Source organism: Pleurocapsa sp. PCC 7319 (genome assembly GCF_000332195.1).
GTDB lineage: Bacteria > Cyanobacteriota > Cyanobacteriia > Cyanobacteriales > Xenococcaceae > Waterburya.
This window is the reverse complement of record NZ_KB235916.1, coordinates 37176-62858: the sequence shown is the minus strand read 5'-3', so window position 1 is coordinate 62858 and position 25683 is coordinate 37176. Positions and strand designations below refer to the sequence as shown.

The following is a 25683-nucleotide window of genomic DNA, read 5'->3' as shown; positions in this document are numbered from 1 at the left end:
GGTCGCACTGCTAAAGCCATCACGCAAGATATTGCTGTATAACTAACTCTTACGGCGATCGGCAATATCTTCATCTTTGACATCAATTCCCATTAGTTTTAATCCTTCCAAAATAAACTCCCTCTGAGTTTTGTCGGCTGTGGCAGCTTTAATTCTTAAGTCCTTGGCTATCCTTGGTGGAATTCTCAGGGTAATGGTCACGTCCTTTTCTGGCTTACCTTTGGTTGATTTTAGGGTTGATGGCTGTGTGGGTGGGAAGCTGGAGGCTAAACCTTCTAACGCAGTTACGTCTACATTTCCCAAACTATTCTTTTTACTCATATCATTACCTTTTTACATGCTTTTATCATTACATATAGTTAAAAGTATTTAAGACTATAAGCTTAACTGTACTTCTATCTCTTTAGCTAATGCAGCAATTTCTTTAGCTGCCTTACCTTGTGGTTCTGCGGTAATGGGTGTTTCTCCACTAAATCGAGAGGTTTGATAGATGGTACGACTAGCGATCGCCGTATCAAATAAAGGAACATTGAAAGCTTGAAACTGTTTGTGAGTGTGATTGATAACTAGCGTCCCAGCTTTTACCTGAGTTAACACCACTTTATAAGGAATCTCCCGACGGGTTAACTTAGCGGCATTAGTTACTACCTGTTTAGTTTTAAGTGCTTCTAAAACATCATCTTCTGAGGGTCGGCAAGGTATGATCACAAAGGAAGATATACCTATGGCATAGACCATTGATTGATTACCAAACCCCGCTACATCTACTAAGACCAGATCTCGATCTGTGGAAATATTTTCCACTGCTTCAATAATTTCCCCTTCATTGGTTTCTGCTACGTGGCGAAGATCTGAAAGACTACCTTTATCAAGCCAGCGAGTGAGATTACAGTTAGGATCGGCATCCACCGCCGCAACACGCCTCTTTTTACTATGCCAGTAGGAAAGCAAACTGGCAGTTAATGACGTTTTACTCGTTCCTCCTTTGGTGGTACAGAGAGTTATTACCTTCGTCATTCGATCTTTATTTACTGCTAACAGCACATCAGTTTTAACTGATAGTAGTATTAAAGTCAATACACATGTCAGGTTATCATTTTTTAATGATATACAATTGTCTGTAAATCTATAAATAATGATGTAATGATTTATAGTTAAAACTAAAACTTGTTCTCTGCACCAAAAACTATTTAGTTGAACTCAGCATCGTCGAAAAGTTATCAAATATGATAACCTAAAAAGATGAAGTGGCAAATTACTTTCTACAACAAGAAAGTGGAACAAACAACCTTAGACTTTCCACCAGGCATCCTGGCTAATTTTTTGCACATTGCGGAGATGATTGAAGAGTTTGGTCCGGCTCTTGGTAAACCATACACAGCTTCAATAGGTGGAGGACTTTTTGAAATAAGGTCAAAAGGTAAGGAAGGTATTGGTCGCTCTCTCTACTGTATGGTCAAAGGAAGAGAAATTATCATTTTGCATTCCTTTATTAAAAAGTCGCAAAAAACACCAAAGAAAGAATTGGACTTGGCAAAAAAACGTATGAAGGAGTTAAAAAAGTGACACGTCCAACATTTGCTAAATTTAAAGAAAAAGCTTTAGCCAATAGTGAAGTAGGAGAAAAATACGAAGCTCTTACCCTAGCTTACGATCTCAGAAAGAAACTTATTGCCCTAAGAAAAACAGCAGGTTTAACTCAAGAGGAATTAGCAGAAATTCTACAGACACAAAAGAGCAATATTTCTCGTTTGGAAAATGTTCATTCGCCCTCATCTCCAAAGCTCTCAACTATCGAAGAATATGCCCAGGCTGTTGGATATAAGGTAGAGATTAATTTTGTACCAATTGAATCTTCTACTTAACAATTTTCCCCTCAGAATATAATCTGCCAAAAAATAATAAAGGTTGCACAGCATCGAGTCTAAGCTAAAGATGATCGCTTTCTGTACTAATTGGATAATCTTCCTCATTTGATCTTGATTTACTGCTAACAGTACGTCAGTTTTAACTGATAGTTGAGAGTTAGATATTAATAAACTGACTAGAACCTCGATCGGGATTGATATGGAGATAGCGTTCTGTGGTTTCTAATTTACTGTGACCCAGAGATTGCTGTAGCAGTCTTAAATTACAACCACTTTCTATGGCATGGGAAGCATGGGAATGTCTCAACCAGTGACAGGAGGCTTTTCCCGATACACCAGCGCGTTTAGCACATTGTTTAACTATCTTATAGATAATCGTTCTTTCTAAAGGTTTACCAGTACGGGAGACAAAAACTGCATCTATCAGTTTGGGTTGCTTCACGATCAGTTTCCAGACAGAGTAGGGAATTAAAACCACACGGGTTTCACCTCCTTTACCAAACACGGTACATTTACCGCCATCTGTTAGGGCTTGCAGATCGCCCCAGGTTAAGGCGCATACCTCCGATACCCTTAAGCCACAGCCATACATCAGAGACAAGATAGCGCGATTACGCTCCGCGTACCGCTCGTTAGGGCCATCGTGTTCACTTTTAGTGGCCTCAATCAGTTTCAGACAGTCAGATTCAGAGAGAATCCGTTGGGCTAACTTTTCTTTGACTCTGGGGCATTTAATATAGCTGCCGACATTAATTTCTAAATAGCCGACCTTAACGCCATAGCTAAATAAAGACTTAATCGCCCTAATTTTATTGGCAACGGTAGAGGGCTTGTCGGTTAACTGGAGTCGTCTGTGCCATAGCTGAAGATCTTCAATCTGAACTTGAGCTAAGGGTTTATTGATAAAGTCGAAAAACCCCGTGACAATGCTGCTGTAGCTGACCCTCGTCGTCCTACTTTTGTCCCCTAGCCAGATTAAAACTAGTTCGCGATCGCTTTGGGCGCGGGTCAGGACGTTAGTATTCATAGAGCAACAAACCTGGGTATTTTGTTGAATTGGTCTAGTTTAATCATCTCATTGCCGATGAATCTTCAAACTTTAATTTGTTTCTTGAAAGTTGATAAGATAATCGAACCAAGCAGTATCAGCGTTAAGATTGAATTATAAATATTCCAATGTCGGAAAGAAATTTTTTACGGGATTCAAGAGTAAGACACAAGTACTTATCAGATGGGAGCAGCCTAATAATTCGCCCAGTTACAATAGAAGATGCGGCGATTCTACGCTATACTGAACTCGCGATCATTAATGCAGGTGTCGGAGTTGTTCAAGGTATTGAAGATATCCCAAATTCCGATGAAGAATATAGTGAACGTCTTAAAGAAATCTTAGAAGCTGAAGATGCTGAGAGAAATATTTGTTTTGCTGTATCAGAATATGAGGGGGAAGTTGTGGGATATTGTCAAATAGAGCGCTTAATCCCCAAGTATGTTCGCCATGTAGCTAGTATTTCAATTGGGGTTCATCCTTTGAAGCAAGGCATTGGCATTGGTCGTGCGCTTATGGAGTATCTTCTTGATTGGGCAAAGCACACTGAAAATCCTCAGATTGTGCGTGTTGAATTAGGTGTTCAAATCGATAACTTGAGAGCAAGACACCTGTATGATAGCTTAGGATTTGAAATAGAAGGAATCAGAAAGTGTTTTGTACGCAATCAAGAAGGTAAATACGTTGATGACTGTCTAATGGCACTTTTTCTAGAAGAGGCTCATAGTATGGGAGAAATGTCAACTGACTCAAGTAGTATATGAGGAGAGCCCATGGTAACTGGCAGATTATTTTGCCCAAATTTGTCACATCCGTACACTGGAGAAAACCAACTTACATGATCTGACACTCCTATTATGTTTCTGATAGTTTCGAATTTATTTCCTAAAATATCAAATCGTCGTACGAAACGATTCGTAAGCTTTCCCGATTCTATCCAAATACCATAGGCTGGGCGTAAAATAAAATTCGTCCCCAATGACCCTCCACCCCATGTTCCGCCACAAAAGAGACCGTAGTCTACAGTTGATATAAGTTCTCGTAAAGTTTCTTTGCCAGATTGAAGCCATGTGTTACACATTCGTGGTAAGCAATGTCGAGCATAAACTACACGCCTTCCGTGTCCAGCTTGGATTCCCAACTTTTTCTTATATTCTGAACTAACTAAAAGATCAGTCCATTGACCATCTGAGACTAGCTTGGCACAACGAGATAACTCTCCGTCATCATCGTAAGTATAGCTGCCTCGATGTTCCGGTAGGGATGAATCGTCAAAGACATTAATAGGGTAAGAACACCAGGTGTAGCCAAGGTCAAAACCCTTTGGATATGCATATGAGAAAAAATTATCGGCTTCTGAAGTATGTCCGATGCACTCATGAATGAGCTGACATGCTAGCCAAGGATCAAAGATTACTGGACATCTCAATCGTTGAGTGAGATGAGTTCCTAATATTGCAGCTTGTATTTCTGAGTGTATACTTGATTTAAAGTCTCTATTTAGTTTTTCTAGAAGGCTTTCCCCAGAACATTGCCAACGTACTGGAGTGAGAGCTACCGAGCCTCGTACAATGAAGTTAATGACTAAATGATTATCGCTTCGAATATATAATTGTCCTCTAGGATTGTTTTTGTGTGTACAGCTTGAGCTTATCTCGAGCGAGAATTTTTCTATCCAAGGCCTAGAGTCTTTCACAAGAAGTCTTATATCTGAGACAGCATTATTGGCGTCACGCTCGAGATCAGAGAAACTTTTAAGACCAACCTTTCTGTGAGTACCTTTTCGAATCTGAAAGAAACAACCTTCATTCGAATGATAATATAATGTGTTTTGCCAAAAACCATCCATCGCGTTTTTTTACTGAATAACTGACAGTGCTTCATCAAAACCAGAAATCATTTGATCTCCATGAATAGTTAAATTAGATTTTCTTTTCAAGTTATTAAGACCTTGTTGAACTTTCTTACTTGTTTTTTCAATGTATCGTTCAATTGAGAGTTCATCTATCTGGTCTATATGATCTCGGATGCGCAGAGATAGATGTATATCTTGCAGAAAGGCAAAAATTCCATGTGCCAATGTATTAAGAGGACGCATTTCCTCAACGAAAGGTGAGTAAGCCATTGTGGAAATATCATTATTGAAAAGCTTGAAGACATCAGAAATTGAACTAAATATGTTGTGCCCTGTTTCATGGCAAAGAGTTTGGGCCGCAAGATAAGATGGTCGTGGGCTGGATGTAATTAAACCTCGAAATCCTTCTATACTAGCATTGTGAGGCATCATTCCTTGCGAATTTAGAGGAGCAATTGCTTGAATAAATGCAGTAATTCTACTCCAAGTATCGGGAAAATATTGAAAAATAATTCTTGCTCCATCGCTCATGCAATCAGAAAAATATTCAAACTCTCTATCAGAAATATCAAAGTGAATTGGACAAATTCGTTTTTTTGAATCTGATGGGAAAAAGTTTTCGTACCAATTATGCCTTTGTAATAAGATAGGTCCATCATTGAGTAAATGTGGAATTTTATTCCAGTAAACTACTGTAGAACTTGAATTACTTTCTTCAGATTTCAGAGGTAACTCTATCTCATCTATAAACTGTCCATCTGCATTGTTTATTGCCAAACCAGATAAGGTTCGTGTCACTTTAAGTTTTTCAGGAAGATTTTTAGTAAATGAGATACGGTATCCCATTGATCGCAGCTCAAGTGAACATCGTGTGGTTGGCGATATTATTAAGCTTTCACCTAGCTTTAAAGCATTCTCCATTAAGAGTGAAGATAAGAGAAATGAACCAAGATGCCGAACTAGAAGTTCAAGTTGAGGCTTATATGAAAACTGAATAGCTTCATTAGTATAGATAATCCAAGATATTATTTCGGGCCTAAAAACTTCATCAAGAATGACATGCTCAGGTAAGCATTGAAAATTAGTTATTAGTTTTAATAGGGAACACTCATGAGCCTCATCTTGTAATGCAAGGTACAAGCGATGACAAGTAGTTAGGAGTCGTTTAAGATAAAGCAAAGAAGTCAGGCGCTTGAGCCGATTACTAGAACTTCTATCTGCGGAAGGGATTACCAAGTCGCCAAGATTAATGTCAGAGCATTTATTTGAAAAGATATTGTTTAGCTTGTCAAAATCGAAAGTCATCTCAGCTTTGCAAGAAGACTCAGATGTTCGTCCTAATATGACATTATTAGTTTCATTCATAACCATTTTTGAATAATAGTTTTTTTTATTTTTTAGCTGCCTAGCATTCGTATATTCACTTACAAGGTTCTTTTGGAGAGAAGAGTCAGTTAGCGATTCTAAAAGCTTAGATAGAATACTGTAAATTTGTTGCTGATCCTCTTTAGTATTTGATGAAAAGTTAGTTCTTAATGAGTACGGTAAAGGTTGCCACCATAAAGGTACTTCTATCAAATTTCGAATAAGCAGTGGCAGTAGTTCCTGAATTGCATTGCTAGAATTGCACACGACTGATAAGCTTGATGAACATCCTGCAGAGACTCCCCAATGCGGCCAAAAAATAGGTACGTAAAGAATGTCACCAGGTTTAAGAACGAATTCTAGAGCATTATCAGGCATATAGATATTACCAACAGTAGGATCTCCGAGCATACGTTGCTTCAACTCTCTATCGGGGATTATATTAGGGGGATGTATTTTCCATATTTTGACACCTTGCTGCTGCATGATAAAGTTGTCGCTATCGTCATAATGGCACCCAATGCTAGCGTTGTCTTTCATGATTGATGCATCAAGCCATGTATTACGCCAACCTAGGTGTGAGGCAATACATGCGACCAGTTCTTCTAACTTGGGAGTGACGCTATCTATATTCTGAGCAAAAGTAGCACGATCACTATCATGGCGAACAAAGCCAGGTTTTCGTTTTTCGAGTAGATTCGCTAAATGAGTAAGCTCACTTTCTGTATACAGATGAGTGCAGAACTCTTTAAATCCATTGGAGATATACAGCGGCTTTCTTCGCCAAAATTCATTAAAAAAAAGATCCCTGTCAATATCTTTCAGAAAAAAATTAATCATTGTTGCGATATTAATTTAAGATTTTTGATTTGAGCTTGACACCAGTCTGAACAGTCTTTAACACATAGACTTTCTGCAGCGATAGCACCAAGTTTGTAGGCTTGAATACACATTGGTATGCGCAGAAAACATACCCGAGCTCTCTTAAGTGCAATTTCCATCTTTCTACTACGGCATAAGCACAAGGTATGCATAATTAATGCGTGCGACTGAATTGTATCGATAATTTCTATACTTGCTTCTTGAAACCAAGACTCAGCAGTAGCATAATCACCGCGCTTTAAGAATTCCATCCCAATCACATAAGCAGCCCAAGTCGCACGATCACCAGCTAAGCGAGCAGTATAGTATGAAGATGTAGATGCAGAAAGTTTACCCATACGTGCCTCAAGCAATGCACGTAGAGACCAGCCTGAAGCTCCAAGTATTCTTAGTTCATCAGTCCATAACTCATCCAAAATTTGGTCCTCTATATTTTTGCCCGTAGCAATTATCCCTAGGCTTCTAGAAGCATGTTTGCGTCCTATTGATCGCAAATCAATATTTCTGTCTAGCAAATTAGTAATAGCATCAGCTAAATACCGATATTGCGAAGGCAGAAAACCACTAGAAATGGAATAAGTAATTGATTCAACTTGTCTATGTACTCCCATTTTTACAAGAGTTTGAACTAAGTCTTCAGCGGTATGTTCTAAGTCGCCAATGGGGTTACAAAAAAAGTCTAAATCTATATCTATATGTGAATTACTTATGTTAGTTATGTAAGGAAGTCGAGATAAAGTGGTAATTTCAATAGAAACGTTTTTGATATTTGCTTTAGCAGAAAAACTACTTCTACAGAAGGTTTCAATAATTTCATTTCCGTGATCAGGAATAAGAGATAACTGATCCCAAAGTATTATGGCTAAATCTCTTGTAGATATTGAATGCAATTCGGGAACCACCCAGATGAATCGATTTATATAGTTAAGTGTTATCGCTGCATACACAAAGTTGTCAAGTCCATATGCAAACATATCATCATCACGGAATGGAATGTCGCGGTTAAGTGACCTTATAGCTAATGGATCATTCTTTACTGCTAGAAGACGTAAAACCTGCTGAGATGGTATCTTTTTTAAATCAAGGTGTCTGTCGAAACAAATTACAGTTTCCTTAAGGTATCGACGCTCACACCAGTAAGCAAGTATTTCTCCATGCTCTTGAAACACTACAATTGGGTTCATAGAATTCAATTGTCTTTTAAGAGTCCAAGAGTTGTCAATTTCTTCGCTAAGTATAAAATATCGTTAAAAGTAATATTGAACTTCTTGGCGAGATTGATGCCTTCACTATAAATTGAGGCAATATCATTTAACGCAAGCATATCCCTGGCTACTTCGTGAATTGGTCCCGAAACAAATGTATCAGAAGATGCGGCATATAAAAAACACACTTTATGATTATCATTAGACTTGTTGAGAAGCTTTGGATGTATGAGAGATACGAATGAAGATGGATAAAGAGGTAGGGAATAGTAGCAAACACTATTTTGCTGAATCAATGAAGACAATACTCTAAAGTTCGGTTCTTGATTAATAACTAATAAAGATAATAATGACTTAAGAAAATCATGTTGTAACCAAAATCGGTTTTTCTTAGTGGCAGACATAAAAATTCTATTCTGAGATAAATATAGGTAGAACGCTTCTTCAAGAGATATCCCTTGCCCGGCAAACTCTACATCTCTGCTATCACGAAAAGCTTCTGATTCCATGAAATCTTGGACTATAAACTTAGCGTTCTGACCATAGGCAGATAAGCATTTAAATGTATTCGAAAAATATTGAATTAACCCAGACTTCCCAAATTCCTTGCCATAAAGTAACTCACGGCAAATCTGATTTGACATTTTTACAAGTTCTCGTGTATCAATATGACTTAAATGTTCTTTATCAGAAGGTTTAATTGGAAGATTGCTCCATTCGTTTTTCAAAAATTGTTTCCTGAATGAGTGATGATAAATTAGCTGATAGAGTACTTCAGGTAGTTCAAGGTATTTGATATTTTCGCTACTTATAACAGCCTTTGAAGAATTTGATTTGTTTTTTGAAATTACTTTTTGAATCATAGTGTCTCCGCCCAATCAGCTACTGTCATCTTAAGGATTTCATAGTTTTTCTGTGCGCGAGGGATAATATAACCATCTCGAGTAAAACGTGGGTCTTCATAAGTTACTGCTTTAAGATTAGGACAATTATCGAGGAGATACTCGAGAACCTCGAGTTGCTCGTCCATAAGGATACCGTTATGTAAATCTCTGAATTTGCCATTAACAATACTGCAGCCAGAAAGATGTAACTCGAAACAGTGATCGAGTGGAAGACGCTCAAGTCCCTCTATTTGACGCTTACCATATCTTCCATGTAACCATTGATAGCTTAGTATATGCCCAACATCGATAGTTACAGGGCAACCTGTAGCACGAGACACTTCTGCAAAGAAATCGAAGGCATCCAAATCGCCAATGTAAAACGAATTTCCTTCTGTGAATCCAGGAAACTCAACGCAAAGTGGAACATGAAGTTCGTTTTGATAAGTTTTAACATTCTCAATGCAAGAATTAAGTCCATCCTGAGTGAGGAATGGAGGTAGTGGATATGGTAAAGATTTGCCGTGCAAAGACCAGATACCTAAATCCTCGACTATCCACATGAACTGGTAGCGATTAATCAAGAGATTGGTAAACTCTACAATCTGTGCTTTGTCATAGTGCTCTATACTTCCTAAGTTCAATAGTGTGTGATGCAATGCTCGTACTCGTTGATGGCCATGTTCAAAAGTTGAGAAAAACTGATCGTAAGCAGCAAAATAGTCTTCAGCGTGTAACAAACTGCGACCTCGAGGCTGAAATGCCAAAAAGATATAATTGAAGTCTTGACGATAGAGGTTAAAAAAATGTTTGAGTTCATCGGAAATTGAATCTCCAGCATCAGAATTAAATCTAAAACCTTTAGAATAACGACTCCAAGGCATGTCTAATCCCATACCGAGCCCCAACCTTTTGGTTATTAAAGGAAATCTATCAATCAACATCAGATTTTCTCCCTTTGCATATCTGTCCTGTGTCTAGGGACTCTAACTGTAACAAGACTGGATTACCCTTTCCTGAACTATCAGTAAAGAGTACATTCTTTCTTCTGTCAAAACCAACTGTTGAAGGTAGAAGATAATACTTCTGCCACAATAGATCAATAAGCATTTGACGAGTTATTTCTTCAATCTCTAATGAAATGACTCTTATCCAAGGTTTCAAAAGAAGAATAAGACCTTGGAGATTCTTACTCTCTTCATGTTCCTCTTTTAATAGCGATTTATTTTTTTTGAGTTTTTCCGCCTGAGAAAATGGTTGACCTTGTTTTTTATTGCGTAAAGGTGGGTATAACTCATCATTCATCTGCGGATCAACTTTATAATAGAATGAGAGGAATTCTTCGAGCCTTTCATTAAAGGTATCACCGTTATTATAGAGTATCTTTCTGCCCATTCTACCCAGACAAAAATTAAGTAGCTTATTGCCACGAAGCTCTTCATGATTCGAAAGCGCTAACTTATATTGTTCAGGATTTTTTTCCAAAAATGTCTTAGGTTCAGCCACGAGCATTTGCATCACATCAATACCAATCTTATTTGAATTCTTTTTAAGAAATGCAACTGATGCTCGAACCTCTTCAGCAGTTTCATCGAAGAGTCCACCCATTACCGAAAGCCGAAGAGGAATACCAACTCTATGCAAGTTGTTAATAATTTTTTGGTAATTTGATGCCTTAATACCTTTGTTCATGAGATTGAGAAGCCGTTGTGAATTTGTTTCATAGCCAGCTGACATAAGCACACACCCCCTTTTAGCCAGCTCTGAGCAGAAGTTGAAATCAAGGAGCACTGAGTCCAATCGATTGCGAGTAGAAAATCTGATCCTTTCTCCATTTTTCTCAACCAGCTTTACAGCAGCAAGAACAAGCTTCAGATTTGTATTTTCATCTACAAAATTTATTCTCTTAACATTATATTTTTTAATCAATTCAAGGCAATGATTTGCTAAGGTTTCTGATGAAATTTCCTCATATGATTTCTCCCAGTAATAGCGATTTCCATAGGAGCAAAAACAACATTTTCCCCAATAACAACCGATGCAGGTAATGAGCGGTAGTTGAACCTCTTCGGATAAATACTTGCATAGAGGTAGATCTGAAAAGTCAGGTACTGGCAGTTCGTTAAGAGGTATTCTTTCAACTCGTTGGATTTTATTCTGAAAAGGTTGTTTGGTCCATACAAAGTCTGGCACTTCAGCGGGAACTGAGCATCCTCGACAAACATTCAATAGGATTTCCAGAGTTTTTTCTCCTGCTCCAATTGCAAGGCCATCGACGATAGAGGATATGCCAGGTATTGTTGCTAACTCCTCGTAACGCAGCATTATTTGCGGGCCACCTAACACAATTAAACAGTCAGACCATGATTTTTTGATAAATCCAGCTATATGAATACTAGGAAAGAGCTGACTATAAAACGGAATCGAGATACTTACAATGCGTGGCTTTAAAGACTTAATCGCCTCTTCCACAAGAGCTTCAGTTTTTGTGGAAACCAAGTCAGTCAATTTGGTACCTTTAATTAAAGATAATGCCCCTTTAAATAAATCTGAAATAGTAGATGGCGGATTCATATATGCTGATTCTTCAATCAACAGATCGATTCCTTGTCGGATGAAACGAACTACTGCTCCCATATCCAATTGAGGATGTTTTTTCTCTTCTAGAGCAAGAACTAGTTCAGAATGTCTAGCTTGGAGAAAAGCCCCCATCTCCATTCGAAATTGCCATTTAAGCTCTTGTTTCCTTGTATTATCTTTTTGAATAGAATCAACATATCCTTTTAATATTTCAGCATCAAACAATGCATAGCCCAACTCGATATTTAAATCTCGTTGGGCTACTAGAAATCCCTTCTTCCTTAAATAAGCTGTTAGGCATGGTAAACTTAAATACGGAAAAAGCCGAGCTTCAGTAATTGGAGGGAAAATTAGTAATATGTCAGTTTTCTTATTCACGCAACTTAAGCTGAAGAGCTGCAAGTGTCCTTACTGATGAAAGCACTCCGCGAGCGAAATTTGCATGAGGATTGTCTTCAACAGCTTCATTATCAACCATTTCTGAAAATTGCTCATAAGTCATACCTAGAGTAGCTGCAGCTTTATCTATTAAGCTACGAGTAACCTCATCGACGGGCTCTACAGCTTTGAAACGAAAAGCATGAAATGAATTCCCAACATTTAATTCACGTGCTTCAATAACGTCGAGTTCTTCCAATTCAGACAAACGGTCATTTCCTTCACTCATTGATTTTTCTCCTGAATAATTGGAGTTAACTAGCAAAGCTAACTAAGAGTTGATCGGTGTTAAATTAATAGCTTATTTTAATAGCTCATTTAACATGTTTATCATAAATATTCTGGGAATAGAGTTAATAAATCACAAGAGTTGTGAATAAGTGTAAATCAACTAAATAGGTCTTGTGACAGCAAATGGATAATATTCAACACAAGATAAAGGTTAAAAACGGGTTAATTGGAAGAGAATTTTTTGTGTTTAAAGACTTAATCCAAACTCATATTTATTGATAAATAATCCAATCACTAGATCGTACATTTCTTCAGTCTTAGAGAAGCAAATTGTCTTCCTCTGTAATCTTTTGATTCTAGTTCGTAATCGAATATGTTTTTGTTCAATTCTCTGAGTTTTCTTTTTGCTAATTTCATGTCTATCTTCAGGCAAATGTCTTCGATATGCTCCTAATCCATCCGTACAATAATGTTTGATTCCAAAAGGTTCTAGCCTGATTGACTGACAAAAGATGATACTCAGCAGATGGCTTCCCAATTACGCTCTGGGATTGTGGAACAGAAACCAGAAGTGGTCTTACAACAAGAGGTAGAAATGGAGTTTTTCATTACGTATTGAGTTATGGAAATTGTTAACTCTCAACCCAGATTCAATAACTTAATACCCTTACTACCTCGCAATAGATTAGCCCCAAGTGCGGGATACGATAGCCTACTCGATACCATCAAAGGTGTACGCGATTGGCGAAGCCAGCTCGCTGCGCGATCTCGCGCAATCTTACTTTTGATGTGAGGTAATGCGTTAAGACGATCTGAGGTGGTCAATTGCGATGTATGTGATTTTTATCATAGTACAGGTGAATTAGTAATTACGGGCAAGGGGAAGATCGGACAACCTGAGACAATTGGTTTGGGTAAAAGTGCGATCGCAGCAATCAATCTTTGCCTGTGTAAAAGAGGTCGATATACTGATGATGACCCACTTTTTAGCGCGATACACAAGAGTAGGGCAAACGCATCTTAAATTGAGTGAAAATGATAAATTAATTTGGTATGAAACTAGAGCGTAACTAAGGGAGAATGAAGCTAAAGCCAAAGATTACTTTGTTAGATCATTTTACCAATTTGACCGACCCCAGAATAGACAGAACCAAAGACCATAAACTAATCGATATTCTAGCTATTGCAATCTGTGGAATGCTGTGCGGTGCCGATAATTGGGTAGCAATGGAACAATACGGAAATGCCAAAGAAGAATGGTTACAGCAGTTTTTGGAACTACCAAATGGTATTCCTTCTCATGACACCATTTCGAGGGTATTTGCGAGAATTGACCCAAAAGAATTTGAACAATGTTTTCGAGATTGGGTCAAATCAATATCAGAACTAATTCCAGGAGAGATAATCAGTATTGATGGCAAAACGGCTAAACATTCTGGCTCTAAGAGCAAAGGGAAAAAAGCGATTCATATAGTCAACGCATGGGCAACAGAACAAAGATTGGTTCTAGGTCAGACAAAGGTAAAGAATAAATCCAATGAGATTACAGCAATCCCAGAATTAATCGAGGTATTAGAACTATGTGGATGCTTAGTAACTATAGATGCGATGGGGACTCAGACGAAGATAGCTAAGTTGATTCAAGATAACGGTGCTGATTATTGTCTGGCATTGAAAGAAAATCAGCCAAATCTTTTCCAGGAGGTAGTAAATTTATTTGACCAAGCAGAAGAGAGTGATTGGTCAGAGGTAGAGCATGATTTCCATCGCACTATCGAAAAGGGTCATGGAAGAACGGAAATACGTCGTCATTGGACAATGCCAGTCACAGAATTGTTCTTTGATGAGTCGAAATGGTCTGGTCTGCAAAGCATTGGCTTAATCGAATCTGTCAGAAAAGTCGATGGCGAAACAACAACGAATAGACGATATTATCTCAACAGTTTTAGCAGTAATGCTCAAGTACTAGCTCATGCTGTACGCAGTCATTGGGGTGTGGAGAACAATGTCCATTGGGTCTTAGACGTAGCTTTTAAAGAGGATGATTCTCCAGTCCACTCCGACCATGCCCCCGAAAACCTATCCCAATTGAGAAAGATGGCTTTGAATCTTTTATCGAGGGAAAAGACTGCCAAGGTTGGTGTAGCTAATAAAAGACTCAAGGCAGCTTGGGATAATCAATATTTGGCTAAAGTTTTAGGTCTTTAAGAACCCGCAATCATCTCTCATTTTTTGGTTGAAATGCTTGTTTGAGCAAGTGGAGAATCAAGCATAATTTTGAGCTGCCAAAATTAGCTTTATACACCTTTTTTTCTCTTATATAAGGGTTATTTAGGCTTATTTCAACTTATCAGATAAGTTGATTTTAATATCTTTATCCTAACTCCTTTTTTATCACGATTAAGATGCGTTCGCCCTAACCTCAGATATAGTTCCAGAATCTAGCTTGACCAAAGTTATATCTAAAGTTCCACCACCCCAGTCAAAAACCAAAATGTTTTCTTTGACAGTTTTGAGGTTCTCTATTGAATTTGAGTTGGAAAATAGATAGCCAATTACAGCAGCAAATGGTTCGTGAATAAAACTTTTGACAAAGATGTTAGCATTATCAGCAGCTTTGCGAATGGCTTTTCGTTGTTGTCCATTGAAATACAAAGGAATAGTAATAACTGCTTCTTTAATCTCTGGATAGTCTGGGTATCCTCTCACGGCATCTTCTTTTAGAAAGCTAAATATTTCGCTTGCCACTTGCCAAGTATGATAATTTTTGCCAAATATTTCTATCTCTGTTTCTTGTTTAATTTGGCTTTTGATTGACTTAATAAATTGATTTCCTGGTATATTGCCAAAATCTCTAAGCTTGTCTTTGGCTTTACGCCCAATAATTGGTTTTTCACTACCTCTAAACCAAAGTACGGATGGATGGGGACGACCATTATTATCAACGAAAGAAGTTAGTTCTCTACCATCAAAGACAGCAGCTACTGAGTTAGTTGTACCAAAGTCAATTCCAAATCCAAGCATAAATTATTTAGATATTGTCACTTATAGATAATTGTTCCCTAATCTTGTTAATAATCTTCAAGCCTAGCTGTCTATTGGACTGAAAAGAATCAGAATCACTATTAAAAAATCGCTCTAACTTATCTAGTTCGTGATCTAAACGACTTTTAACTTGTGATAAAGCCGAATTTCGCTGTTGACTAATTTTTGCTGTACTAGATGATTTTAGTTGGTTGTAAAGTACTTTTTCCTGTTCTAACTTAGCCTGTAATTCTTCTAATTTTGTGTGTGTTTTTTCTAGTTTTTTTTCTAATTCTTGGCAGTGTAATTCGAGTTTAACTATGTTACTTCGTCTTTGAGAACTAATTTTTTGCTCTTTTGCCAAATTGATATTTAGTTGCTTAATTTTATGTGTCTGTTGAGTTATCAAGATTTGATTGTAGCTTTCAAAGCGAATTAAGCGTTCGGCTTCGCTAATTGAAGATTTCTTGGCACTGAGCAGATCTGCAATAGACAATTCACGACGAGTCAATTCTGATGTTTTTTTTATGCCAATTAGGTAAGCAAGAAAATTTCTCAAAAAATCAATTTTTTCTTTTTCTTGTTTGGAATTTAGTTCTTTTTCAAACCAATTAACTAAGTGATCACCTTCTAATTTCTGTAACTCTTCTCTACTTTGAGATTTTAGCTCAAGTTTTTTTTCTTTAATAAAGTTTGTAATTTCTGGAATAATATCATCTAGAGTTCTTATTCCCGTTGAAGACATAAAGTTTTCGATGATAAGACCAAGATGAATAAAAGACTGAGCATTTTTAGGACAATTTTTAATGGACTCTATTAGGCTTTTTTTTTGATCATTGTTTAATTGATATTGTCGGTCTGGATTAATAATTAGATCAATAAAATGTGTAGCTGTAGATTTATTCCATGTTTTTTGTTGGGATATTTTGTTTAGCTCCTCACATAAATCCTTAGCTGATATGCGCTTACTTTGATTATTTTTCATTTTTTAATATGCAACCAAAATATTTTTAAAAGATGTAAATAGTAGTTAGCTATTAAATGCTTTTGCTTCTGCTCCAAAATCAGGATGAGTTCTGATACTACGATAAGCTTCTTTTGCTAAGCTGAACTCATACCAATCACGATAGAGTCGAGCCTTAAATAAGGTTAGTTTATCTGCATAGTTTTGATTATCAATTCCTTTTAATAGCTGTTCTAGCTTGTGCAACCAGTTGTAATTGAGAACTGAACGATCACTATAGTAAAATTTAATTGCCTCTAAAAGTTCTGAGTGAAATCCATCAATAATAATTCCTGTTTGTTGTCGTTCATTGAAAATTGGTAGATCATTAATTTTTTCGATATCTTCATAAGTGTGAGTAAAAAAGTGCCAAGTTAAGAAAAACAGGGAGCTTTCTGGTATTTTTTTGTATTCCCAAAACCAATTCATTTTTAGCGCGATCGCACGTCGAGCTTGTTGAGCTAAATGACTTGGAAAAGGCTGTAATTTTCCATAAGCATCGCTAAAATGTCTAGAAAGTGCTGCAAAATCTGTTGAATGTCGGTTCACCTCAAGATCATGCGCTCTTAAATATTCTAAAAAGCCAAATAGATACTGTTTGAGTCGAGGGTTGTTCAAATTAGATTGATAGTTAGTTTTGTACATAAACCACTCTTTGTCAACACTACGATCGTTGCGATCAATTCTTAATTGGAGAGATATGATTTTCTTTTCCAGATCAAACAATTGTGATTGTTCGACTTCACTGAAATCAAAATATGAATCTTTAGAATCTATAAGCTCGTTAGATATTTTGTAATCATGTCTATGTTCTTTGAAAATGTGTTCGTTCAGCTCTTTCTCAGTAAAAAGGAATCTGTTACAAACAGGACATTTAACTGATGATGAATTTTTAGGAAGTGACGATACGATCCCTAATCGTTGTCTTATAGCTGTAATTTTCCACTCTTCCTTCTCGTTGTTATCCTCTACTGTGTCCAGATAAATTCCCATATGTGATTATTTTCATGGATCAATTTTAAGAATTCCCTTTCCATTGAAAAAAGCTTCCCGACCTTCAAAAAAATTTGGATAAAAAAGCAGATTGGCTGCGAGAGCGTCAAATTAAAAATTAAGCTTTACAAAAAGTAAGAAAAAAGAATTGTTCTTTGCTGGCTGAGATTACTGTAATTATTGGTATTTTCATGTACGAGCTTTTCCTGATGTAACAAAGTATTAAACAAAGTAACAATGGTTGGTTGTTCTATCTGCCAACTTCATGTCTTACCGCAAAAAGCTAATCGAAGTTTCCATGCCTCTTGAGGCAATAAACCAAGAGTCAGCTAGGGAAAAATCGATTCGGCACGGGCATCCTTCTACGCTACATTTGTGGTGGGCAAGACGACCTTTGGCAGCTTGTCGTGCAGTATTATTTGCCTCCTTGGTAGATGACCCTTCAGCCCATCCTGATAAGTTTCCTACTGAAGAAGAGCAACAGGCAGAGAGACAGCGATTACACGATTTAATCGGCAAAATTGAGACGGAAGAAGTTAGGGGAAAGTCCAAGCAGGTAGTAAGAGGCTTAGTTTCCTGGGACGATATTAAAACCGATGAAACTGGGACTTCGCCAATCATTGAAGCAGCACAAAAAGAAATTGCTCGTTGTTTGGCTTGGGCAAACAATCACGAACCACCTACCGAATCCGAAGCAGTCAGAAAATATCTTCAAGAATATGCTCCACCAGTTTACGATCCTTTTTGTGGTGGCGGTTCGATACCTTTAGAAGCTCAAAGATTAGGGATTGAGGCTCACGGTAGCGATTTAAATCCCGTTGCAGTATTGATTACCAAGGCTTTAATAGAGATTCCGCCAAAGTTTAAAGATAAACCTCCAGTTAACCCAGAAGCTCGAAAAACCAAAGACATTAATCAATGGCGAGGAGCGCAGGGTCTAGCGGAAGATGTGCGCTACTACGGTCAGTGGATGCGGGATGAGGCGGAAAAACGTATCGGTCATCTTTACCCGAAGGTTGATTTACCAGAAGAACATGGAGGTGGGGAAGCTACAGTAATTGCTTGGTTGTGGGCAAGAACAGTCAAATGTCCCAATCCTGCTTGTGGTTGCCAAATGCCTTTGGTGCGCTCGTTCCAACTTTCTAAGAAGAAGGGTAAGGAAGCTTGGGTCGAACCCATCATCGATCGTAGTCAAAATCCGACAGTAATCAAGTTTGAAGTCAAAACTGGTGAAGGTAAACCAATTGAAGGAACAACCAGCAGAAAAGGTGCTGTTTGTCTTGCTTGTGCTACTCCTAGCAATCTTGATTATGTTCGCAGCGAAGGAAAAGCAGGTCGGATGAACGCTCAATTGATGGCAATTGTAGCGGAAGGTAATAAGAAAAGAATTTATTTATCTCCTGACGAAGAAAACGAGAATATTGCTGCTTTGGCAAAACCAGAATGGAAGCCAGAAGCAGAACTACCATATAACACGCGAGATTTCAAAACACCTAATTACGGTATGCAAACGTTTGGAGAACTATTTACATCTCGTCAACTTGTTGCTTTAAATACTTTTTGTGATTTGGTAGATGAAGTCAGAGAAATTATTAAAAAAAATGCTATTGGCATCGGAATTAAAAACGATAATCTATCTCAAAATAAAGACGGAACTGGAACAACAGCTTATGCTGATGCCTTAGCAACATACTTAGCATTTGCTGTTGATAGATGTACTGATTATTGGTCTTCAATAGCTACTTGGCACAACAGCAATCAGCAAGTTCGTTGTACCTTTGCTAGACAAGCTATTCCGATGACATGGGATTATATAGAAGCAAATCCTTTTAGTAACTCTAGTGGTGGATGGATTAGTTTATATAATTCAACTATTGAATCTCTACAAAATCTATCTTGTTCTGCTAAAGGAATTGTAACTCAAATAGATGCAGCGACTTCAGATATTTATCGAGAGTCAATAGTAGTCTCAACCGATCCGCCTTATTACGATAATATTGGCTATGCAGACCTCTCTGACTTTTTTTACGTCTGGTTACGCCGTTCCTTAAGCTCAATTTATCCCGATCTATTCAGCACTCTCCTCGTACCAAAAGAACCAGAATTAGTTGCAACACCCTATAGGTTTGGAGGAAGTAAACAAAAAGCTAAAGAATTCTTTGAAACGGGATTAAACAAAGCTTTTCAACGAATGCGTAAGATGGCTAGCAATAGGTATCCTCTAACTATCTATTATGCTTTCAAACAAACAGAAACGGAAACTAATGGCAATAATGGTAATTCAACTATTGCTTCAACTGGTTGGGAAACCATGCTTGAAGGATTAATACAAGCTGGTTTTAGCATTACTGGTACATTACCGATGCGTAGCGAACAACATCATCGTATGATTGCCAATAATTCAAATGCCCTAGCATCATCTATCGCACTTGTCTGTCGTCCTCGTACAGATGATGCTCCCTCCGTTACCCGTCGCCAATTCCTCAAACAACTCCAAAAAGAATTTCCCGCAGACTTAGCAACCCTACAACAAGGCAATATCGCCCCTGTAGATTTAGCTCAAGCCAGCATCGGTTTGGGAATGTCTGTATTCTCTCGCTATAGCAAGGTATTAGAGGCAGATGGCAATCCCATGTGCGTCCGTACCGCCTTACAGATAATTAACTCCTATATCGATGAATTCTTGAACGAACAGGAAGGAGAATTTGACCCCGATACCCGTTGGGCTTTGACTTGGTTTGAACAGTACCAGTTTGAGGAAGGACAGTATGGCGACGCGGAAACTCTCTCGAAAGCCAAAAATACCAGCATCAAAGGCTTAGAAGAAGCAGGAATACTAACAGCCAAGAACGGTAAAGTTAGACTGCTTCAAAGAGAAGAGCTACCCGAAAACTGGAATCCAGCCAAGGACGATCGCACTCCCGACTGGGAGGCTACCCAATATTTAATTCAAACCCTAGATAAACAGGGTGAAATTGGTGCAGCTAAACTCTTGGCTCAATTAGGAGACAAAGGGGAAATATGCCGAGATTTAGCCTATCGCCTGTATGTAATTTGCGACAGACAAGGCTGGACACAAGAGGCAATTTCTTACAATAGTTTGGTTACATCCTGGTCAGAAATAAATCGTCTGGCTGCGATGGAACAGCAGTTGGAAACAGTCGTTCAAGGAGAATTAGTAGTATAAATAAGTAAGCTTGATATTGTAAGACGATGAATACTAAGTTGGTTGAATCTTTAGTCCAGGTAATTAATTCTCTGTCAGAAGAAGAAAAGAAATTACTGGAAGAAAAGCTTAAACCTCAGTCAGATTGGGAAAAACAGCGAAACAGAATTATTGCCAGAGCTAAAAAAATTTATGCCCGTCGTGGTGGAAAACCTTTTAAACCATCTGTAACTGAAATCATTCATCAGATGCGAGAAGAAAGAGACGAACAATTGATGCAAGCTTGTTGTCCTCAAGACGAGCGACCCCGCGCCGACGAAAGGCGCAAGGGAACGCGCGAGAAGGATAAATAATGTCAGAAATTATTTGCGTCGATGCCAATTTTATAGTCTTTTTAGTTCAAGCTAGCTCTGAAACTTCACCATTTATCGTTTTGTGGGATGAGTGGCAAGAGCGAAATTACCAGATAATCGCTCCTACTTTGTTCGGCTATGAAGTTGCTAATGTCTTTCATCGCATGAGTGTGGCGGGACAAATCTTACCTGAAGAGGCAGAACAATTATTAGAAGAGGCTTTGAATTTGGGAATTACTCTGTATGGCGATCGCAATTTGCACGAGCGAGCTATGGCTCTGGCAAAGAGTCTCAATCTTCGTGCTGCTTACGATGCTCATTACCTCGCTCTGTCAGAGAGGTTTAATGCCGAATTTTATACTTCAGACAAAAGATTATTTAATAGCGTAAAAGATACAATTAGCTGGATTCATTTAGTTAAATAAAAGTCCTTGGGAAAAATGATAATGTGATCGCGCAAAGCAAACCAAAAAAGCGATCGCAGAAGTCAGAGCCAGTCTAAACCAGCTAAAGTAGAAATCAACTAATAGGAGTAGCTCGTATAATTTGTAGCTGGAACTATAGGTCTAATATCAGGTGCTTGACACCATACCTTATCCATCCACTGAGGAACTTGTTCGCTAAAGTGATTACCAGTTTTACACCAACTGGCAAAATGTTCGCAATTATTACAGAGAAGAGAATATTCTGTTTCCCCTAATCTACTATAGGCACGAATTACAACAAATTCGGGAGGAAGACATTCAGCATCTGAGTAGTGTTTTATTGTAATATCTCTTCCTTGAGTAAATGCTTGTTTTGATACTAAATCTATTCTCCCATTCTTACTATATTCAATTACTAAATTGCCACCACAATCAATCCCATGATGATTGATAAAAGGAACTTTGGTGGGAACGTAAATATGATCGCCTCGTGCCATATTAAGAGAACCTATAAAGGGTATTTTGTGATATTTCCTTTATAGTTTTCTGCTACCCAAAATAGTCCGATCTCAATCACAACGAAGAATAAACATTTTACTTAGGATTGTGGGAACTCTAAGAATAATACATCGAGTTTCTCACATGGCTATTACCAATAAAGAAAGAGTAGGCAGATCATTAGATACCTTAAAAGAAGGCTTGTATCCTTTTGTAGAAAGGGAAATGCGTTCTGTCTATAACGAACATTGGGAAAATCATGCTCTCAGTCATTTATATGAAGACCGCAATCTCAAGCGCACTACCGCCGAACGCTTACAACAGGATGTAACCGATCTAATTAACGTATTTTTTGGTGAGTGGCATAATGTTTTTAAAAAGACTTTAGGAAACGCTGAAAGAAATTTAGTTGGGGAACTCAAAACGGTTCGTAACGATTGGGCGCATGGCAAAAATTTCTCTACTGATGATGCTTACCGCGCTTTAGACAGCACAGCCCGATTACTCTCTTCAATTTCTGCACCTCAAGCTGATACGGTAGAAAAGCAAAAACAGGAACTATTACGCCTGCGCTTTGAAGAACAAGCCCGCCATGAAAAACGCAAAGCAACCAATGTCGCTATTGAAAGTAATCCTCAAGGTGGTTTAAAACCCTGGCGGGAAATTGTAACTCCCCACGATGATGTGGCTTCAGGACGCTTTCAGCAAGCGGAATTCGCAGCGGATTTATGGCAAGTATACCTGGATGATAAAAACTGTGCCGATGAATATCGCGACCCTACAGAGTTTTTTCATCGCACCTATCTTACTGAAGGACTTAAAGACTTACTTACTAATGCCTTGATTCGTCTCAGTGGCAAAGGAGGCGACCCCGTAATCGAATTACAAACTAACTTTGGTGGTGGTAAAACCCACGCCATGTTAGCCCTCTATCATTTGTGTTTGGGAGTTTCCGCCCAAAACTTACCTGGATGTGAAGCCATTTTTACCGAAACTGGAATCGATAATCCACCCCAAGATGTCAAAACTGCTGTTCTGGTAGGAAACAAAATATCTCCTGGAACTCCTGAACGGAAAAAAGATGGCACTGTAGTTAAAACTCTTTGGGGAGAAATCGCTTGGCAACTTGGGGGCAAAGAAGGTTATGAAATGGTTGCAGATGCAGACCAAACTGCTACTAATCCTGGAGATAAGCTCAAAGATTTATTCAATCGTTATTCACCCTGTCTAATTCTTGTAGATGAATGGGTAGCTTATGCTCGTCAACTGCATTACGAGAAAGATCTGCCTGGGGGAGATTTCGATACCCACTTTACCTTTGCCCAAACCCTTAGTGAATCAGCTAAAAACGCCGACAACACTTTATTAGTGGTCAGTATTCCCGCTTCGGATATTGAAATCGGTGGAGATAGAGGGAAAGAAGCTTTAGAGCGTCTTAAAAATGCCATTGGTCGGGTAGAATCTCCCTGGCGACCTGCCACCGCAGAAGAAAGTTTCCATATCGTTCGCCGTCGTCTGTTCAAAGATATTACCGACCCTACTTTATTTACCGCTCGCGACACCGTTATACGTGCGTTTAGCCAAATGTATCGCGACCAAAAAACTGAATTTCCCGCAGAATGTCGCGAAAAAGATTATGAAAGAAGAATTACAGATGCTTATCCTATCCATCCCGAATTATTTGAGCGTCTGTACGAAGATTGGTCGAGTTTAGATAAATTCCAGCGCACTCGCGGAGTGTTGCGCTTGATGGCAAAGGTAATTAGCTATCTGTGGCAAGAGAACGATAAGAATTTAATGATTCTTCCTGCCAACGTACCGATGGCTGATTCGCAGGTACAGTCAGAACTGACTCGCTACCTGGATGACAACTGGCTGCCCATTATTGATAAAGATGTGGATGGTACTAATTCCCTTCCCGTCGATCTCGACCGCCAACATTCAAATTTAGGGCGTTATTCTGCCTGTCGTCGGGTAACTAGAACTATTTACATGGGTTCTGCACCACTGCAAAAAGCTGCCAATAAAGGGTTAGATATTCGCCGAATCAAATTAGGCTGTACCCAACCTGGAGAGAATGTAGCGACCTTTGGTGATGCCCTGCGCCGACTGACCAACCAAGCAACTTATCTCTATGTCGATAGTAGCGAGAGATATTGGATCGATACTCAACCCAACGTTACCCGTACTGCGATCGATCGCGCTACCCAGTACAGAGAAGACCAAACCTGGGATGAAATTATTAGAAGACTTAAGCTAGATAGGGAGATGGGAGATTTTGCTGGTGTTCATATAGCACCTAATTCATCTTCTGATGTTCCCGATGAGGAAACAATGGGAGTTAGATTAGTTGTACTCCAACCTAACCTAACCCATAGTAGTAAAGCTAAAAGTAGTGATGCTTTAACCGAAGCAAAACAAATACTCGATACCAAAGGTACTGCACCTCGCTATTGTAAAAACCTTCTGGTTTTTCTTGCTCCCGACCGAAACAAACAAGAAAACTTGATGAGATTGGTAAATCAATATTTAGCCTGGGAATCAATAGTCGCTGATTCAGGAAAAGAAAATCTCAACCTTAATGGCTCTCAGAAAAATCAAGCTGAGAAGAAATTAAAAGACGCAGATAAGACCGTTAAGATGTCATTGCAAGATACTTATCAATGGTTACTCGTTCCCACTCAACCAGAACCTACAGGCGATCTAGAATGGGAAGAATATCGTCTTTCAGTCAAAGACTCCCCTATCTTACAAGCTAGTCGCAAATTAGGTCATGAAGAACACCTAATTACTACCTATGCTCCTGCTCGTTTAACTCTGGAAATTCTCAATGATTATGTCTGGAAAAATGCCAACCACATCGACCTCAAAACCCTCTGGAAATATCTAACTAATTACCTTTATCTACCGCGACTAAAAAACGAACAGGTTTTACTAGATGCGATCTCTGATGGGGTAGGGAAAGATTTATGTTCTTGGCAGGAAAATTTTGCTTATGCCAATGGTTTCGATGAAGCTACTGGAAAATATCTAGGTTTAAAAGCAGGTCAGCCAATTACCCCTAAATTTAGTAGTTCTGATTTCTTAGTTAAACCAGAGGTAGCTTCTGCCCAATTTAAAGCAGAACAAGAAGAAAGACAACGATTAGAATATACATCTACGCTCAATAATGGAAATGGCAAAACGGTTCAAACTACCACCAGTAGTTATACAGTAGACCCCGTTTCTGTTTCTACCAATGGTACAGAGCTAACAACCGATTCTTCTACAGTTGTTACTATTGAAACTCAGCCAAAGCGACGTTTTCACGGCACTGTGGAACTTAGTTCACTGCGTCTAATTGATGATGTGCAAAAGATCGCTGATGAAGTTGTACAACATTTAACAAGTCTCAACAAAGGGATGGTTAAAGTTACTCTAGAAATTGAAGCTAAGGAAGAAGATGGAATACCAGATAATGTGATTCGCACGGTGAGTGAGAATTGTAAAACACTGAAGTTTACATCTCAGGGTTTTGAAGATGAATAAGTAAGACTAAATATTGTATTTCATCATAGAATTGTCCAACAACTGGCTAGACTAATTTAGTGAACTCCTTCCTCTACTGCTCATATTTAATAATTTGCGTTGAACCAAGTCAAGGTTTTATTTAGGGCGAACGCATCTAAATCTGGAGAAAAAAGGAGTTACGATGAAATTATTAAAATCAACTTATCAGATAAGTTGAAACAAGCCAAAATAACCTTGATATAAAAGAAACAAAGGTATATAAAGCAAATTTTGGCAGCTCAAAATTCTGTTTGATTCTCGTTACTCAGAGAACAAACATTTCCAAGAAAGAGTGAGAGCTGATTGTAGGTTATTG

24 protein-coding genes are annotated in these 25683 nt (G+C 38.3%); 9 read left to right on the top strand and 15 right to left on the bottom strand.

The window, feature by feature from the left end; all coding sequences use genetic code 11:
* Positions 1-42: 42 nt before the first annotated feature.
* Positions 43-321, bottom strand: a complete 279-nt coding sequence (locus PLEUR7319_RS0100300; protein WP_019503209.1) for a hypothetical protein — start codon at positions 319-321, stop codon at positions 43-45.
* 54 nt (positions 322-375) lie between these two features.
* Positions 376-1017: a ParA family protein gene (locus PLEUR7319_RS0100295; RefSeq protein ID WP_051044349.1), complete on the bottom strand. Its 642-nt coding sequence runs from the start codon at positions 1015-1017 to the stop codon at positions 376-378.
* 225 nt (positions 1018-1242) lie between these two features.
* Between PLEUR7319_RS0100295 and PLEUR7319_RS0100290 the strand changes: the two genes are divergently transcribed.
* Together PLEUR7319_RS0100290 and PLEUR7319_RS0100285 are read left to right on the top strand one after the other, a co-directional pair.
* A complete protein-coding gene (locus PLEUR7319_RS0100290; protein WP_019503207.1) occupies positions 1243-1566 on the top strand; it encodes a type II toxin-antitoxin system RelE/ParE family toxin in 324 nt (107 codons plus the stop codon).
* Positions 1563-1865 (top strand): helix-turn-helix domain-containing protein, encoded by a 303-nt coding sequence (locus PLEUR7319_RS0100285; RefSeq protein WP_019503206.1) that lies wholly within the window; start codon positions 1563-1565, stop codon positions 1863-1865. The genes PLEUR7319_RS0100290 and PLEUR7319_RS0100285 overlap by 4 nt, the downstream gene beginning before the upstream one ends.
* 160 nt (positions 1866-2025) lie before the next feature.
* Here the strand turns inward: PLEUR7319_RS0100285 and PLEUR7319_RS0100280 are convergent, their stop codons facing one another.
* Positions 2026-2895, bottom strand: a complete 870-nt coding sequence (locus PLEUR7319_RS0100280) for a tyrosine-type recombinase/integrase (protein WP_019503205.1) — start codon at positions 2893-2895, stop codon at positions 2026-2028.
* Between the two features lie 149 nt (positions 2896-3044).
* Here PLEUR7319_RS0100280 and PLEUR7319_RS37595 point away from each other — a divergent pair, with 149 nt between their 5' ends.
* Positions 3045-3680 (top strand): GNAT family N-acetyltransferase, encoded by a 636-nt coding sequence (locus PLEUR7319_RS37595; RefSeq protein ID WP_019503204.1) that lies wholly within the window; start codon positions 3045-3047, stop codon positions 3678-3680.
* On the opposite strand, the gene PLEUR7319_RS0100270 is transcribed toward PLEUR7319_RS37595, so the two are convergent.
* The 8 genes from PLEUR7319_RS0100270 to PLEUR7319_RS43035 all read right to left on the bottom strand — a co-directional run bounded on the left by PLEUR7319_RS0100270 (position 3638) and on the right by PLEUR7319_RS43035 (position 12894).
* The gene (locus tag PLEUR7319_RS0100270; protein WP_237743486.1) at positions 3638-4345 is read right to left on the bottom strand and encodes a metallopeptidase TldD-related protein; all 708 of its coding nucleotides are present in this window, start codon (positions 4343-4345) and stop codon (positions 3638-3640) included. The two genes, PLEUR7319_RS37595 and PLEUR7319_RS0100270, sit on opposite strands and share 43 nt — an antisense overlap.
* A 429-nt stretch (positions 4346-4774) precedes the next feature.
* Positions 4775-6976, bottom strand: a complete 2202-nt coding sequence (locus PLEUR7319_RS0100265; protein WP_019503202.1) for a JmjC domain-containing protein — start codon at positions 6974-6976, stop codon at positions 4775-4777.
* Positions 6973-8202: a hypothetical protein gene (locus PLEUR7319_RS33605; RefSeq protein ID WP_026102217.1), complete on the bottom strand. Its 1230-nt coding sequence runs from the start codon at positions 8200-8202 to the stop codon at positions 6973-6975. Before PLEUR7319_RS33605 ends, PLEUR7319_RS0100265 begins: the two co-directional genes overlap by 4 nt.
* Positions 8203-8207: 5 nt before the next feature.
* Entirely contained in the window at positions 8208-9086 is an 879-nt protein-coding gene (locus PLEUR7319_RS0100255; protein ID WP_019503200.1) for a hypothetical protein, read from the bottom strand.
* On the bottom strand, positions 9083-10003 hold the full coding sequence (locus tag PLEUR7319_RS0100250) for a DUF692 family multinuclear iron-containing protein (RefSeq protein ID WP_202804198.1): 921 nt from the start codon (positions 10001-10003) through the stop codon (positions 9083-9085). Before PLEUR7319_RS0100250 ends, PLEUR7319_RS0100255 begins: the two co-directional genes overlap by 4 nt.
* 37 nt (positions 10004-10040) lie before the next feature.
* Complete coding sequence (locus PLEUR7319_RS0100245) at positions 10041-12065, bottom strand: radical SAM protein (RefSeq protein ID WP_019503198.1); 2025 nt, start codon at positions 12063-12065, stop codon at positions 10041-10043.
* Positions 12058-12354, bottom strand: a complete 297-nt coding sequence (locus tag PLEUR7319_RS0100240; RefSeq protein ID WP_019503197.1) for a hypothetical protein — start codon at positions 12352-12354, stop codon at positions 12058-12060. Before PLEUR7319_RS0100240 ends, PLEUR7319_RS0100245 begins: the two co-directional genes overlap by 8 nt.
* 249 nt (positions 12355-12603) lie before the next feature.
* Positions 12604-12894, bottom strand: a complete 291-nt coding sequence (locus PLEUR7319_RS43035) for an IS1 family transposase (protein ID WP_071592890.1) — start codon at positions 12892-12894, stop codon at positions 12604-12606.
* A 279-nt stretch (positions 12895-13173) separates the two neighbouring features.
* Here PLEUR7319_RS43035 and PLEUR7319_RS40370 point away from each other — a divergent pair, with 279 nt between their 5' ends.
* Positions 13174-13380: a hypothetical protein gene (locus tag PLEUR7319_RS40370; RefSeq protein ID WP_144054201.1), complete on the top strand. Its 207-nt coding sequence runs from the start codon at positions 13174-13176 to the stop codon at positions 13378-13380.
* 56 nt (positions 13381-13436) lie between these two features.
* Positions 13437-14564: an ISAs1 family transposase gene (locus tag PLEUR7319_RS0100230; RefSeq protein WP_019503195.1), complete on the top strand. Its 1128-nt coding sequence runs from the start codon at positions 13437-13439 to the stop codon at positions 14562-14564.
* A 192-nt stretch (positions 14565-14756) separates the two neighbouring features.
* Here PLEUR7319_RS0100230 and PLEUR7319_RS0100225 read toward each other — a convergent pair whose 3' ends face one another.
* From PLEUR7319_RS0100225 to PLEUR7319_RS39840, 3 genes are read right to left on the bottom strand one after another with little or no spacing between them, the layout of a single operon-like run.
* A complete protein-coding gene (locus PLEUR7319_RS0100225; protein WP_019503194.1) occupies positions 14757-15380 on the bottom strand; it encodes an Hsp70 family protein in 624 nt (207 codons plus the stop codon).
* 7 nt (positions 15381-15387) lie between these two features.
* Positions 15388-16365: a hypothetical protein gene (locus PLEUR7319_RS0100220; RefSeq protein WP_019503193.1), complete on the bottom strand. Its 978-nt coding sequence runs from the start codon at positions 16363-16365 to the stop codon at positions 15388-15390.
* 45 nt (positions 16366-16410) lie between these two features.
* A complete protein-coding gene (locus PLEUR7319_RS39840) occupies positions 16411-17376 on the bottom strand; it encodes a hypothetical protein (protein ID WP_019503192.1) in 966 nt (321 codons plus the stop codon).
* A 265-nt stretch (positions 17377-17641) separates the two neighbouring features.
* Here PLEUR7319_RS39840 and PLEUR7319_RS0100210 point away from each other — a divergent pair, with 265 nt between their 5' ends.
* From PLEUR7319_RS0100210 to PLEUR7319_RS0100200, 3 genes are read left to right on the top strand one after another with little or no spacing between them, the layout of a single operon-like run.
* On the top strand, positions 17642-20563 hold the full coding sequence (locus PLEUR7319_RS0100210) for a DUF1156 domain-containing protein (protein WP_019503191.1): 2922 nt from the start codon (positions 17642-17644) through the stop codon (positions 20561-20563).
* Between the two features lie 26 nt (positions 20564-20589).
* A complete protein-coding gene (locus tag PLEUR7319_RS33600) occupies positions 20590-20895 on the top strand; it encodes a hypothetical protein (RefSeq protein WP_019503190.1) in 306 nt (101 codons plus the stop codon).
* Positions 20895-21320 carry a type II toxin-antitoxin system VapC family toxin gene (locus tag PLEUR7319_RS0100200; RefSeq protein ID WP_019503189.1) on the top strand — a complete coding sequence of 142 codons (426 nt, stop codon included), beginning with the start codon at positions 20895-20897 and terminating at the stop codon, positions 21318-21320. The genes PLEUR7319_RS33600 and PLEUR7319_RS0100200 overlap by 1 nt, the downstream gene beginning before the upstream one ends.
* Positions 21321-21418: 98 nt before the next feature.
* Here PLEUR7319_RS0100200 and PLEUR7319_RS0100195 read toward each other — a convergent pair whose 3' ends face one another.
* Positions 21419-21817, bottom strand: a complete 399-nt coding sequence (locus tag PLEUR7319_RS0100195) for a lecithin retinol acyltransferase family protein (protein WP_019503188.1) — start codon at positions 21815-21817, stop codon at positions 21419-21421.
* Between the two features lie 145 nt (positions 21818-21962).
* Between PLEUR7319_RS0100195 and PLEUR7319_RS0100190 the strand changes: the two genes are divergently transcribed.
* Positions 21963-25346: a Swt1 family HEPN domain-containing protein gene (locus PLEUR7319_RS0100190; RefSeq protein WP_019503187.1), complete on the top strand. Its 3384-nt coding sequence runs from the start codon at positions 21963-21965 to the stop codon at positions 25344-25346.
* Positions 25347-25683 lie beyond the last annotated feature (337 nt).